At 58.6% G+C, this 12,392-nt stretch carries 16 protein-coding genes and 1 tRNA gene; 16 read left to right on the top strand and 1 reads right to left on the bottom strand.

Features of this window, described 5'->3' with window-relative positions; genetic code table 11:
• Nucleotide 1: 1 nt before the first annotated feature.
• From ENJ54_04270 to ENJ54_04345, 16 genes are all read left to right on the top strand, one after another.
• Entirely contained in the window at nucleotides 2-763 is a 762-nt protein-coding gene (locus tag ENJ54_04270; protein HFC09061.1) for a hypothetical protein, read from the top strand.
• Between the two features lie 12 nt (nucleotides 764-775).
• Nucleotides 776-2,008, top strand: coding sequence for a phage major capsid protein (locus tag ENJ54_04275; protein HFC09062.1), 1,233 nt, complete (start codon nucleotides 776-778; stop codon nucleotides 2,006-2,008).
• Between the two features lie 17 nt (nucleotides 2,009-2,025).
• The gene (locus ENJ54_04280) at nucleotides 2,026-2,223 is read left to right on the top strand and encodes a hypothetical protein (protein HFC09063.1); all 198 of its coding nucleotides are present in this window, start codon (nucleotides 2,026-2,028) and stop codon (nucleotides 2,221-2,223) included.
• 81 nt (nucleotides 2,224-2,304) lie between these two features.
• Nucleotides 2,305-2,826 (top strand): hypothetical protein, encoded by a 522-nt coding sequence (locus ENJ54_04285; GenBank protein ID HFC09064.1) that lies wholly within the window; start codon nucleotides 2,305-2,307, stop codon nucleotides 2,824-2,826.
• A 1-nt stretch (nucleotide 2,827) separates the two neighbouring features.
• Nucleotides 2,828-3,181 carry a hypothetical protein gene (locus ENJ54_04290; protein HFC09065.1) on the top strand — a complete coding sequence of 118 codons (354 nt, stop codon included), beginning with the start codon at nucleotides 2,828-2,830 and terminating at the stop codon, nucleotides 3,179-3,181.
• Nucleotides 3,178-3,543 (top strand): HK97 gp10 family phage protein, encoded by a 366-nt coding sequence (locus ENJ54_04295; GenBank protein HFC09066.1) that lies wholly within the window; start codon nucleotides 3,178-3,180, stop codon nucleotides 3,541-3,543. Before ENJ54_04290 ends, ENJ54_04295 begins: the two co-directional genes overlap by 4 nt.
• A complete protein-coding gene (locus tag ENJ54_04300; protein ID HFC09067.1) occupies nucleotides 3,531-3,947 on the top strand; it encodes a hypothetical protein in 417 nt (138 codons plus the stop codon). Before ENJ54_04295 ends, ENJ54_04300 begins: the two co-directional genes overlap by 13 nt.
• A complete protein-coding gene (locus ENJ54_04305) occupies nucleotides 3,944-4,192 on the top strand; it encodes a hypothetical protein (GenBank protein ID HFC09068.1) in 249 nt (82 codons plus the stop codon). Before ENJ54_04300 ends, ENJ54_04305 begins: the two co-directional genes overlap by 4 nt.
• A gap of 2 nt (nucleotides 4,193-4,194) precedes the next feature.
• Entirely contained in the window at nucleotides 4,195-4,770 is a 576-nt protein-coding gene (locus tag ENJ54_04310; GenBank protein ID HFC09069.1) for a hypothetical protein, read from the top strand.
• Between the two features lie 11 nt (nucleotides 4,771-4,781).
• On the top strand, nucleotides 4,782-5,135 hold the full coding sequence (locus ENJ54_04315; protein ID HFC09070.1) for a hypothetical protein: 354 nt from the start codon (nucleotides 4,782-4,784) through the stop codon (nucleotides 5,133-5,135).
• A gap of 276 nt (nucleotides 5,136-5,411) precedes the next feature.
• On the top strand, nucleotides 5,412-8,468 hold the full coding sequence (locus ENJ54_04320) for a phage tail tape measure protein (protein HFC09071.1): 3,057 nt from the start codon (nucleotides 5,412-5,414) through the stop codon (nucleotides 8,466-8,468).
• Complete coding sequence (locus ENJ54_04325; protein ID HFC09072.1) at nucleotides 8,465-9,274, top strand: hypothetical protein; 810 nt, start codon at nucleotides 8,465-8,467, stop codon at nucleotides 9,272-9,274. Before ENJ54_04320 ends, ENJ54_04325 begins: the two co-directional genes overlap by 4 nt.
• A 1-nt stretch (nucleotide 9,275) precedes the next feature.
• Nucleotides 9,276-10,364: a hypothetical protein gene (locus ENJ54_04330; GenBank protein HFC09073.1), complete on the top strand. Its 1,089-nt coding sequence runs from the start codon at nucleotides 9,276-9,278 to the stop codon at nucleotides 10,362-10,364.
• A gap of 9 nt (nucleotides 10,365-10,373) precedes the next feature.
• Complete coding sequence (locus ENJ54_04335; GenBank protein HFC09074.1) at nucleotides 10,374-11,372, top strand: hypothetical protein; 999 nt, start codon at nucleotides 10,374-10,376, stop codon at nucleotides 11,370-11,372.
• An 11-nt stretch (nucleotides 11,373-11,383) separates the two neighbouring features.
• Complete coding sequence (locus ENJ54_04340) at nucleotides 11,384-11,719, top strand: hypothetical protein (GenBank protein ID HFC09075.1); 336 nt, start codon at nucleotides 11,384-11,386, stop codon at nucleotides 11,717-11,719.
• Nucleotides 11,712-11,987, top strand: a complete 276-nt coding sequence (locus ENJ54_04345) for a hypothetical protein (GenBank protein ID HFC09076.1) — start codon at nucleotides 11,712-11,714, stop codon at nucleotides 11,985-11,987. Before ENJ54_04340 ends, ENJ54_04345 begins: the two co-directional genes overlap by 8 nt.
• 45 nt (nucleotides 11,988-12,032) lie before the next feature.
• Here the strand turns inward: ENJ54_04345 and ENJ54_04350 are convergent.
• Nucleotides 12,033-12,105: transfer RNA gene (locus tag ENJ54_04350), tRNA-Glu, on the bottom strand.
• Nucleotides 12,106-12,392: the final 287 nt, after the last annotated feature.

Raw genomic sequence — 12,392 nt, forward strand, 5'->3', positions numbered from 1 at the left:
AGTGGAGCGTAAGCGAGTAACGCATTACATCAAGAGCCTGGACGAGGCAACCCGTACCGTCACGGGCATTTTCGCCGTGCACGGGAATATTGACGACGGCGGCGACATGAGCGTGCCAGGGAGTTTCAGCAAGCATTTAGACCAGAAACGGGTGCGCTTTTTGTGGAACCACGACAGTTGGCAGCCGCCGATTGCCAGCATTTTGAGTATCCGCGAAGTGGGGCGGGAAGAACTGCCCCCGCAGGTGCTGGAGAAGGCCCCGGAAGCCACCGGCGGCGTGGAAGTCACGCGCCGCTATTACGAGGGCGTGCCGCTGGCGGATTGGGTCTGGAAGGCCATTCTGGCAGGCGATGTGACAGAAATGTCGTACGCGTATGAGGTGTACGACTATGAAATGCGAGATATCGGCGACCGCAAGGTGCGGGTGTTGACCGAGATGAAATTGTTTGACATCTCGGATGTGAACTGGGGGATGAATCCGGCAACAGCAGGGGTGAAAGGGGTCATACCGGGGGCCGGTTTGACCTTTTCGGAACACTCAGAAGCCGTGGTGTCCGCGGTGGAAGAGTTTTTGGTGCGCGTGAAGGACAGAAAGGCCTTCCGCGAGCAGGAAGGCCGGACGCTGAGCGAGACGGTATGGAAGCGCTTGCAGAAACTGCACGAGGATCTCACGGCGCTTTTGGAGGCCACAGAGCCGCCCGCCGACCCGCAACAGGCGCTGGCCGAGTTCGTGCGATTTCAGCAAATTCTGGCATCGATGTGAGGAGAGTTGACCATGACCGACAAACTGAGTGTGAAAGCCATCCAGGAAGAACTGGATGCCAAGCGCGATGCGCTGATGGAGATTTTCGACAAGACCAAGACCGACGACGGCTTCCAGATGACGCCTGAGCAAATCGAACAGGTGCGGAGCCTGAACGAGGAACTGGACGGGCTGCGGAAGAAACTGGAAGAGGCCAAGCAGGTGGACAGCACCTATCAGGCGCTGGTGCGTGAAATCAAGGAGGCGCAGCGCGCGCAGGTCGATTTGCCGCTGGTGGGCGGCGGCGAGGCGAAGCAAGCCCCCTTGACGCTGGGCGAGTTGTTTGTGAAGCATCCGGCGTATGCCAAACGCGGACGCGGCCGGGACATCCTGGCGGATTTTCCGGATGTGGACATGAAGGCCATGCTGACCAAGGCCACGATGGCCACGACCGCAGGGTTCGCTCCGGAGACGACCCGCACCGGGCGCGTGGTGGGCTACGCAGTGCGCCGCCCGACCGTGGCCGACCTGATTCCGCAGACGACCACCGACCAGAGCGCCATCGTCTACATGGAGGAAACCACCTTCACCAACGCCGCCGCGCCGACCGCTGAAGGTGGGGCTTACCCCGAGAGCGCGCTGGCATATACCGAGCGCAGCGAGACCGTGCGCAAGATCTCCACCTTCATCCCGGTGACCGACGAGCAGATGGAAGACGCCCCCCAGGTGCAGTCGCTGATTGACAACCGCTTGCTGTTGATGCTGCGGTTGGCCGAGGAAGACCAGTTGCTGAGCGGTAACGGCACCGCGCCGAATCTGACCGGTTTCCTCAACAAGACAGGCGTCCAGGCGCAAGCGCTGGGTTCCGACCCCGTGCCGGATGCCATTTACAAGGCGATGACCTTAGTGCGCTCCGGCGGGTTCGCTGAGCCGACAGCGCTGGTAATCCACCCCAACGACTGGCAGGATATCCGCCTGATGCGCACCACCGACGGGCTGTACATCTGGGGCAATCCCAGCGAGCGCGGTCCGGAAAGCGTGTGGGGCCTGCCTGCGGTGATCACCACGGCCATTGTGGAGAATACTGCGCTTTTGGGCGATTTCGCTCTTTACGCCGAACTGTTCCGCAAGCGCGGCGTGACGATCAAGGTTTCCGACAGCCATGCCGACTTCTTCACCAACGGCAAGCAGGCTATCCGCGCCGATGAGCGCATTGCGCTGGCTATCTACCGCGCGAGCGCGTTCTGCAAGGTGACCGGCATTTAGCCGAGCGAGGTGACGAAATGAGCATCATCCAAGGCGGAACGCAAATCCCAGGCTATGGGCCGTATCTGAACGACGGCGCGCCGACGGACGGTGCGACCATGGCCGGTACAGCCATGAAAGGCGCGTTGCTTATCGACACGGCCAATGGCGTGCTCTACATCAACACAGGCACGCAAGAAAGCCCGGCGTGGACTGTAGTCGGCAGCCAGGCGTAATCGCTGTTTGCTTCACCTTTCTCCTTTCGCAGGGCGGCCTCTGCCCTACGGGGGCCGCCCGAAAGGGGAGGAGGTATCCCTGTGAGCGTAACCTCTGTAAACGAAGTGCGGTTGTTAGTGCCCGCGGCAAAGGTGCTGAGCGACACCGATTTGCAGGCAGTGATCAACCGCGTGGAGGCGGAGATAGCGGCCATCATTGGCGGGCCATATGCCGAAGACGAAGACATCACGCTGACCCTGCCAGGCGGCGGGAAGTATCTCCCGCTCCCGCGACGAATCAACCAGGTGGTGAGCGTGACGGTTTATGCTACGCCCGCTGACGACGGAAGAGCATTGGACGATGCGGAGTACATGGTCTGGCCGCAAGAGGGCCTGCTGGAGCGGGCGGGCGGCCGTTGGGAGCCGCGCGTTGTGGTGGTTTTCCAGCCCGTTGATGACCGTGAACAATGGAAGCAGGCCGTCATTGACCTGGTACGGCTTGATATCGAGCGCACAGCCCAGAAGCAGGAATCCGTGGGCGGGGAATACAGTTACTCCGCCCCGGACTGGGAAAGGGAGCGTCGCAAGATCTTGCGGCGGCTGCGGTTCGTGGCGGCAGGCTGAGATGAGCATTTACGTGCATTTCATCCATTCGTGCGTCATCGGACACCGGGCGCCCACGGGCGAAACGGATGCCCACGGGAACCCTATCTATGCATGGGTGGATGGCGACGCCGTGGACTGTCGTCTGGTAAGCCGCCAGATGCGAGACGCGCAGGGGGTGGCGGCGGATGCCACGGCAGCAGGGAAGTACCGCCTGCTGTTGCCTGAGGGCACGACGATAGACGTGGGCGACCGGGTGACGGTGTTTGACGAGGGCGGCTCGGCGATGCCGCAACGATTTGAGGTTAATGGCGTATTGCCCCGGCGGGCGCGTACGCAACACCATGTGGCAGCCCTTGTGGAGGCAGTAGGGTGAAGTGGCTTGCATGGCGTGACAAGGAGATGATTGCGCTGATGTTGGACGCGGCCAGAGGGATGGCCACGGAACTTGACCAGCGTGTTGTGCGCGATGCCAAGCGACAGTTGACCAAAGACCCACCCCACGGGGTGCGCACCGGCACCATGCGGCGGGATATCCACGCTGAAAAGCCCAAAGTCGACCTGGGCCGCCTGCAGGTGAGCGTCAAAGCGGGCACAGGGGTGCGCTATGCGCCGTTTGTGGAGTTTGGGCACCAGTCGTTCCCCGGGTATGCGTTTATGCGGCTGGCGCTGGCAAAGGTGATGAAAGATGACGCCCCTTATGTTGCAGGGAAGTATGGGTTGAAATGGCGCTCATAGATCCTGTGGAAGTGATTGTGGCCTATCTGACCGGCGGCGTTCTGGGCGCGGCGGCGGAAGGCCGGGTGGCCACCAGGCATCATTACGGCGATGCCTGGCCGGTGGGTGCTTCGGGTGTCGTGGTGACGCTGGACAGGCAGTGGCGGGATGCGCCCGGTGTGGGACGCTGCAGGGTCAATGTGCGGCTGTATGCCCCCACGGATGCTGAGGTGAGCAACCTCGCGTTGCTTCTGGCGCAAATGGAGCGGCGAGAGCGCTTTACGGTCAGTACGACGGCAGGCGAAGCGTTGGTGTACAACTTTTTGCCCGATATAGGCCTGTGGCCTGCGTATGACGAGGTTCTCAAAATGCCGCTGGGTGTGTATCCGGTGGCGATGATGTATGCTGAGGAGGCATTACCATGAAAGACACGAAGAAGATGGAGAACAAGGGGAAGGCCGTGGCGGCCGAAGAAAAGGCCGTTTCCGCCCCTGCGATGGGTGAAGACAAGGCCGTGGCCAAACCCGATTTGGTACGGGTGCGCGTGCGGCCCTTCCGCGGTGTGGGCGGCATCGGCGGGCCGGGGGCGGTGAAGGAAATTCCCGCCGAACTTGCCAAGAGCCTGGCCAAAGACGGTTTCGTGGACATTTTGAAGGAGGAGGATAAGTAACTATGGACGCTTATCAGATTTTAGTTGGAGTAGGCTCAATTTATGTTGCCCCTGCAAACACGCCTAAGCCCGATTTGGCGGCTGAGCCGGGGAGCGAATGGGTGTATTTGGGCGAAACTGAGGATGGGGTGACGGCTACAAAGTCGCAGAGCATTGCCGAGCACAAGAGCGACCAGCGCACGGGGCCTATCAAGGCGACTCGGACGGATGAGAGCATGACGATCGCCACTAAGTTGGTGGCGGCAACGCTGGAGAACCTCTCGGTTGCAATTGGCGGCGCGACTGTGAACGACAATCCGCCTCAAACCGGAGTAATTGGTACCCGAAACATGGGGCTGTATCTGGGCGGCGAGGTAAAGGAATTTGCCATTCTGTTTCGCGGCAGTTCACCTTATGGAGACTATCCGGGGCAGTTTTATGTACCGCGTGGGTATTTCGGCGGCGAGGTAGGGTTGGAATTCAAGAAGGATAAGGAAACGGTGATTCCGGTTGAGTTCCATGCGCTGGAAGATTTGAACGTCGCCGATCCGACAATGCGCTTTGGTGTGGTGGAATATCAGGATGCCCCGGCGCAATAAGGAGATGAAGCATGGCTAAAGTTTTGAAACTTGACGAAGGTATTGAACCGTTGGTTGTGCATTTGGATGGGCGGCAGATTGAAGTGCCTCATCCGGCGGATATGGAGCCCGAGGTATTGGATAGGTTGGCGTCGTTAGGCGATTTTGACGAGGACAACGCTTCGTTTTCGGATGAATTGGCGGCTGAAATTCGCGATGTGGCGCGGGCTATTGCTCCGGGACTGCCGGAAGATATTAGTGTGATGCGGGCGCTTCGCTTTTTGGGGTGGTATGGCAATATTTTGAGTGAGTACCTTGAGGGGTTGTCGTCTGCCCCAAAAGCGGAGGGAAAATCTCGGAGGTCGCGCGAATCTTTGCGGCAATAGAAGCGAGGGCGGCGTTGTGGCTGGGTATGCCGCCGGGAACTTTGAAAACGGCGCGGGAGTACAAAGCCGCAGGTATGCTGGCCGAGGAGGCCCGCGCCGATTTTGTGTTGGCTGTGGCTTTGGGTATCGCCGCCGCGCTGGGTAAGCCACATGATGCCGAAAGGTTGTTGCGGAGAATTTCGCCGCTGGCAGAGCCCGCCAAACGTGGGCGTGTTGTGCCTCCGGCAGTGTTGCAGGCGGCGGGTATCGGTGTGCGATTCGTGAGAGAGAAGCCAGATGGAACTGGGTAAAGCCGAGGTAGAGATACTGATTGATTTGAAGAAAATGGCGGCCACGCTGAAGCTCATCAAAAAGCGGGTGGCTATGGAATTGCAACGCGCTGGCGAAATGGGCAAGGCGGCGTTTTCTAAAGCCATCAGCGGTATTGGCAAGGTGCTCAAGACGGCACTGATAGGTGTAGGGGCTTTGGGAGCCGCCGTTACTGCAGGGGCTGGGCTGGCATTACATGCCAGTAATCAATTGAACACGGCGATGGCGAATGTGGCTTCGCTGGGAAGCGAGGCTGCGGCGCACGTCAGCGAGTGGAAGGGCGAGTTGCAGGCGTTGTCGGTGCAGATGGGCAAGACGACCGACGACCTGGCTGGCGGCCTGTATCAGACGGTTTCAGCGTTTGGCCCTGTGAACGACGCCATGCAGATTCTGGCCATCAACGCCAAAGCGGCCACGGCGGGGCTGGCTCAGACCACAGACGCTATCAATTTGACGAGTGCGGTGACCAAGGCTTATGGCGATATCAGCGCCAAGGCTGTGCAACAGGTTTCCGATTTGGCTTTGAAGACGGTGCAGTTGGGGCAAACGACCTTCCCAGAACTGGCCCAAAGTATCGGACGCGTGACCCCGCTGGCGGCATCCATGCAGATGTCGATGCAGGATCTGTTTGCGGTGCTGGCGACGGCCACAGGCGTCACGGGCAATGCGGCAGAGGTGAGCACGCAGATGAGGGCTGCCTTATCAGCGCTGATGGCGCCGACTGACGCGTTGGCGAAGTTGTATCAGAAATTAGGTTACGCGAACGGTCAGGCCATGCTCAAATCGTTGGGCTTTGGGGGAGCGATGAAGGCCATTGTTGAGGCAGCGAAAAAGAGCGGCAGGCCGCTGCAGGATTTCATCGGCCAGGTGCGCGGACAGGTTCTCGCCCTGGCGTTAGCCAATGGCCTGAGCGACCAGTACACCGAGAAACTGGAAGCCATGCAGCACGCTGCGGGCGCGACCGATGAGGCTTTTCGGGCACAGACGCAGGGCATTTCCAGCGTGGCGTTTCAGTTGAAGCAGTTGAAACAACGGGCTGTTGTGTTCCTGCAAAAGGCAGGCGATGCTCTTGCGCCGTTTGCTGGCCTGGTGTTGAGCAAACTGGTCCCTGCGCTGGATGCCGGAGCGACCAAAATCGAAGCCGTTCTGGAGGCGTTCCACGATCTGCTTACAGGGAGCCGATCGTTTGCCGAGATTCACGATAATCTGACGAAGGTATTCGGCAACGAAATGGGCAATGCCATTTTCGGCTTTATGGATGGCATCCGGCAGTTGGTGAATGGGCTGCGAGAGGGCGGCTTGATGGGCAGCCGCTTCCGTGATGCGCTGGAACGCGTGGGGGGCAGCGGGGCGGTGGCGGCCTTTGATGCCATCGTGAACGGCGTGACCATGGCCAGGGACGCTCTAACGAACTTATGGAACGTGGCAGAGCCGTTCATCACGGGGACGGTCATTCCCTTCGTGCAGCGACACGGCCCGGCCATCGCGGCGGCGATCGCCGCCATTGGCGCGGCCCTGGCAGCGGCGGCGATTGTTTCAACTATTATCGGGATCGCGGGGGCTATCGCTGCGTTGGTCAACCCCGTAACATTGGTTCTTGCCCTCATTGGGCTGCTGACCGCAGCCTGGGTAAAGGATTGGGGTGGGATTCGGGAAGTTGTAAAAAGCACGGCGAGTGCTGTGAGCAATACGCTTGCTGGTGTGTGGGCAGTGCTGGAAAGATTCGGCAGGGCTATCTGGGAAACTGTAGCGCCTGCGTTTGACGCCATTGGTAAGCAATTATTGCAGGCGAAGGCGTTGCTCGCCGGATTGCCCGTGGCAAATTTGCGTAAGGCGTTTACCAGTCTGGGGCAAATTGTGCGCCGCGTGGCGGTGCTTCTGGGCGGGTTGTTACTCGCCGCCCTTGGCGTGATTGTGGGGGCCATCAGGGGCGTTGTTCAGGGTATCGCGTGGGCGTTGCCAGGCCTGGTATTGCTTTTCAACGGTGTGGCTTTGGTTATTCAGGGGGTGATAGACACGATAGCGGGAGCGGTCAATGCATTATGGGCGTTGGTGCGAGCGGCCCTTGGCAAGGGAAGTTGGGATGAGGTGCTCGCGGCGCTTCGCCAATTGTGGAGCGGTGTGGTGGAGATTCTCAGCGGCCTTGCGGAATCCTTTTTGGGTATTCTGTATGCTTTGCTTTTCGCTGCTATCGGGTTGGTAAGCGGCTTTGTGGAAGGCGTGATAGGCTTCTTTGTCAATCTCTATGACGAGTTGGTAGGGCACTCCATTGTGCCTGATATGCTACATGCCATGCTGAATGTGTTTGTTACAGTGTTGAATGCCATTGTGACGTTTGTCGGAAGTTGGGTTGCAGGTATATTGCGGGGCATTGGACAACTCGCTGGCGATGGGGTTGCCAAAGTCACAAAGTTCGTCAATGAAGTGCACGATGTAATTTCAAAGCGCTTTGATGAGGCAAAAGAGGCGATTACTCGTGCTGTGACTGACGCTCGCGATGCCGTAGAAGAAAAGTTTAGCAACATCGTCAGGAACATAAAAAGCAAGATCGGTGAAATCAAGAAAGCCCTTGATATTGCCGACGACCTCCGAGCAATTGGAGAAGGATTGATAAATGGGCTGTGGAACGGGATGAGAAGTATTTGGAAGAGGATGAAGGACTGGTTGGCTGATAGCGTCAGTACGCTGCTGGAAATTGTCCGATTGATCACGGGGACGCATAGTCCCAGCCGCAAATTTGCAGAAATCGGGCGCTATTGGATGGAGGGCCTGGCAAAGGGTATATCCGACGCTGCCGCCCTTCCCAAAAACGCCTTGATGGATGCCTCGAGCCTGCACGAACTGCCAATTTGGGAGCGTGATATTGCTTTGCTGAGCAGGGCCAATGAAGGGCGGATGGCTGCGCAGCGCAATATTTACAATTCTCAACACAATGTCATCAATGCGCCCGGCCTGGATGCTGAGGCGCTAATGAACCTTCTTTATGCACAGCGTGTTTTAGGCGTCATGGAGGTACCAGGGTGAAAGTGACCTGGACGAATGACAGCGGCGTGGTGCTGGAAATGGGCGATGGCCTGGCGGTCACGATTGTGCGCGGCGTGGGGGGGCTGGACGCTCCGCCCTTGAGCCTGCAGGATGTGCAACGCGGGCAGGCCGCGGGCGCGTATGTCACGGGCTACCGCTGGAAGGCGCGGACGGTGACACTGCCGGTTTCCGTTGAACGATCTGCATGGAACGATGTGGTGGCGGCGCTGGCGACACCGGCGGGGACGCTGAAGGTGGAGCGCAACCGTTCTGGCCAGGGACGCGCGTATTACATCGGCGGGCTGGACACAATGAAGGCGTATCCTGGTGAGTACCGGGGTGTGCTGATGTTCAAGATGCCGTGGCCGTTTTTCCTGAGCAGTTCGGAGGTGTATAAGGCCTTTGTGGCAGACGAACGCCCGCTGGCCTACCCGATGGGCTTCCCGTTTTATGTGTTGGCTGGCAGCACGCTGGCCGATGTGAATGTCACAAACAACGGCGAGACGGAGGCGTGGCCGCGATGGCGGTTGACTGGCCCTGCGGGGCAGTGGGAGTTGCGTAACATTACGACAGGCAAGACGCTGCACATCAACCATCCGCTGGGGGATGGGGAAGTGCTGCATATTACAACCAGGCCAGGGGAAGGAGCGGTGTATGACGAAAGCGGGAATTCTGTGATGGGTGATGTGAGCGGCGCATTGTGGCCGCTGGCGAGAGGGGAAAACCACATTTCTGTCATTGCTACAGACCCAACCGTTGCCACACGGGCGGAATTGTGGTACGCCGACGAGTATTTGGGGGTGTGAAATGATCCGGTGGTATCCGACGGTTGAGGGGGCGCGACTCGGCGAAGTGACTGTATCAACGGCACAAATTGTGTACGAGTTGCACGCGGCAGGGCGCGGGCTAATCACCCTGGCGGGCTTGAACGTTCCACCCTCCGCTGTGGCTCTTGTCGAGGGCATAGACGACAACGGCAAGATCGTGCATCGCTTGTTTGTGAAGAGTGTTCGCGGGGAGGGCAGTGAGGTCGAGCAGGAAGCGACTTTCACGGTGGTGGATGAGATGGGGCGTATTGCCGATGCCAGGGCGTGGCCAGAGCCCACAGGGAATTGGGCGAGCCAGGCAGAGGATGTATTCGTAGGGCAAGCGTCTTCGGCTATCTTGCATTATTTGACCGCCAACGTAGGGGGCGGGGCGTTGCCAGCACGGCGGTATGGCTACGAGTGGCTGGCGCTGCCGGCAGATCCGTTGGTTGGCGATGCTGTTGAGGCGCGAGCGCGTTTCGACAACCTGCTGGATTTATTGAGCGATATTGCTCAGGTGGGCGGCGTTGTGATGTCGTTCGACGGCGAGTTTGTCGTACGGGAACCAACGGCAAGGTCTATAGAACTCAGCGAGGAACTGGGGACAGTAAGTAAGTTGCCCTGGTCGTTTGCCGTGCCTGAAGCGACGGGATTGGTAGCAGGTGGGGCAGGTGAGGGGACAAACAGATTGCTGGTGCAGGTGCAAAATAGCGCATTGGTGCAGGCTTATGGCTGGCGAGAAGATTTCGTGAATGACAACCGCTTTTCGTCTGAGGAATCTCTTCGCCAAAGAGCGTATGCGGCATTGGCAGCACGCGGCGGCGGCTGGGCGGCGGATGCTGTGACGCTCAACGAGAATGTACCCGGGCTACGATGGCGGGCGGACTGGTATATCGGTGACACGTTCCCAGTAAGCCTGCCTGATGGGGTGCACGAGATGATGGTCAAGGGCATTATTGCAAAGTATGACCGCAACGGGGGCCGTGTGCTCAATTTGTCGTTGGTGGAAAGCATGAATTTGCACAGCCCCGCGTGGATGGGCAACGGCCTGGCATTGGACAAGCGCGTGCGACTTCTGGAAACAAAGTGAGGTGGAATGATGAGTGATTGGGACTATCCGTTTCAAAATTCCTACATTCTCAACGAGGCCCAATGGGAAGAGTGGGAGCCCAACATGCACGGCGTTCCCGACGGCGTGAAGCGAGGTGTGTATGGTGAGTTTGAGGTAACACCAGCATCATCGGGGCTGGTGGTGAATGTGGCGGGTGGTGTGGCTGTCGTGCGAGGGTTTTATTGCCGGCGCGAGAGTGCGAAGCCGTTGACGCTGCAGCCGCCAGATACGCAAAACCCGCGTATTGATTTGGTGGTTTTGCGGCGGTCCATAAGCGGCGGTGGTTTTACGCGCATGGTCATTACAGGAGACCCCGCTGCCAATCCGACGGCGCCCAACCCAGCGCAGGACAACGATAATTTAGATCTGCCGTTGGCAGAGGTCTATGTGGCGGCTAACGCGCAAAGCCTGGATGCGGGCGACATTACCGACCGGCGGGTATGGACGAGTGGGCTTGACGAGCACCTGGAAGATGCGAGCAACCCCCATCAGGTGACAACTGCTCAAATCGGCGCAGCAACAGCAGCCGACTTGCAAGCGCATGAGGGCGACACCAACAACCCCCACCAGGTGACTTATGACCAGGTTGGGGCAGCCCCCGCTTCTCATACCCTCGGAAGCCATAGCGATGTGGACGTCAGCGGGATTGCTAACGGTGAGACGCTCGGATATGATGCCGCAACGGAAATGTTTGTCCCCCTGAGTGTAGCGGGGAAGCCAACCTATATTTCTGGCACTGGAACATGCGTACGATTCCCGAGCGGTTTGCAAATCTGCTGGGTGTACCCCATCTATGTTGTCAATGGTACATCAGCGACATGGACTTATCCTGCTGCGTTTAGCTCTTCTCCCACCGTTGTTGTATCTGGTTATAGGTCTCTAATGAATTTATACAGCAACCCTCCTGGAACGACTGCTGTCGCCGTTTACAATACTTCCTCTACGGCAAGAAACGCAGGTATTATCGCTATTGGAAAGTGGACATGAAGGAGGAAGCGATGATTTACTTTACGAAAGTCCCGCAAGCGAATTTGCCTGATGCCGCATTTGGTTATGCGTGGAGCGGGCGTACACTTACTGCTACGCTGTACTATGTTGAGCGAGACGAGGATGGAACAATCGCTAATCAAACCGCCGTGGCAAGCGAGGATTTTGATTTTTCCTCCCTCGGGGAGGATGAGGTAGCGCAGGTTGAGCAGCAGGTGTTGCCGGTCAGCCCGGTGGTGCGCGCCGAATGTGATGCTAACGGCGACCTGCATGTGCAGGTTGTGAATTGGTATGACCCGCGGTATGAGGCCGCGCCGGAAACGCAAACGGAGGTGTTGGATGGCTAAAAGAGTACATGCTCCAAAAACGCCCAAGCCCAAGCAGCCGGAACGCCCGCGCCCGCATGGGTGGCATGAGTGGCTTGCCAATGCGCGCCGCGAGGCCGAGGGCGGCAAGCGCCCCCACGGGAAGGCCGTGGTGAGCGCAGCGAGGACGCCTCATCCGCGGCGGAGATATAGCCGGGTGGAATGGCAAAAAATGACGCTGATAGAGAAGGTGAATGCGCTTGCTGAGGCGGTGGGTATCGTGAACAATGTAAAATCCCCCTCGTTATGAGGGGGATTTTTTGATGAGGTGGCTGAAATGTTGCCTATGTAACTGTGCCCCCACGGGGGTTTGAACCCCGGTTTCGGCCTTGAGAGGGCCGCGTCCTGGGCCACTAGACGATGGGGGCGAGCGGGCTGAATTTTACCAGAGGGGTGGGGGGAGGTCAAGTTTTCCTGAAACGCATGGGTGGCAAGCCGGAGAGGGAGAGCAGCGCAATAAGTTGGTGCCCCCCTCGCCCCGTGCACGTTGGGGCCTGGAGGTTTGCTGTATACTAAGAGTCTATCCGAAAAAAGCCAAATCGTGCACAATGGAGGCAGCAGCGAATAACACAAAGGCCAAATAGTTTTCCGGTTTTTTGCACCAACGGGTGCGTACACTCCGGCGTTTCACCAGCCAACTTAGGGTGCGCTCCAC

This window comes from Chloroflexota bacterium (assembly GCA_011322445.1).
In the GTDB taxonomy this organism is placed as follows: Bacteria; Chloroflexota; Anaerolineae; order Anaerolineales; family DRMV01; genus DRMV01.

What these genes read in the sequence shown, in the direction of transcription:
- ENJ54_04275 (HFC09062.1), top strand. Translation starts at nt 776, where the DNA reads ATGACCGACAAACTGAGTGTGAAAGCCATCCAGGAAGAACTGGATGCC.
- ENJ54_04280 (HFC09063.1), top strand. Translation starts at nt 2,026, where the DNA reads ATGAGCATCATCCAAGGCGGAACGCAAATCCCAGGCTATGGGCCGTAT.
- ENJ54_04290 (HFC09065.1), top strand. Translation starts at nt 2,828, where the DNA reads ATGAGCATTTACGTGCATTTCATCCATTCGTGCGTCATCGGACACCGG.
- ENJ54_04300 (HFC09067.1), top strand. Translation starts at nt 3,531, where the DNA reads ATGGCGCTCATAGATCCTGTGGAAGTGATTGTGGCCTATCTGACCGGC.
- ENJ54_04305 (HFC09068.1), top strand. Translation starts at nt 3,944, where the DNA reads ATGAAAGACACGAAGAAGATGGAGAACAAGGGGAAGGCCGTGGCGGCC.
- ENJ54_04310 (HFC09069.1), top strand. Translation starts at nt 4,195, where the DNA reads ATGGACGCTTATCAGATTTTAGTTGGAGTAGGCTCAATTTATGTTGCC.
- ENJ54_04315 (HFC09070.1), top strand. Translation starts at nt 4,782, where the DNA reads ATGGCTAAAGTTTTGAAACTTGACGAAGGTATTGAACCGTTGGTTGTG.
- ENJ54_04320 (HFC09071.1), top strand. Translation starts at nt 5,412, where the DNA reads ATGGAACTGGGTAAAGCCGAGGTAGAGATACTGATTGATTTGAAGAAA.
- ENJ54_04330 (HFC09073.1), top strand. Translation starts at nt 9,276, where the DNA reads ATGATCCGGTGGTATCCGACGGTTGAGGGGGCGCGACTCGGCGAAGTG.
- ENJ54_04335 (HFC09074.1), top strand. Translation starts at nt 10,374, where the DNA reads ATGAGTGATTGGGACTATCCGTTTCAAAATTCCTACATTCTCAACGAG.
- ENJ54_04340 (HFC09075.1), top strand. Translation starts at nt 11,384, where the DNA reads ATGATTTACTTTACGAAAGTCCCGCAAGCGAATTTGCCTGATGCCGCA.
- ENJ54_04345 (HFC09076.1), top strand. Translation starts at nt 11,712, where the DNA reads ATGGCTAAAAGAGTACATGCTCCAAAAACGCCCAAGCCCAAGCAGCCG.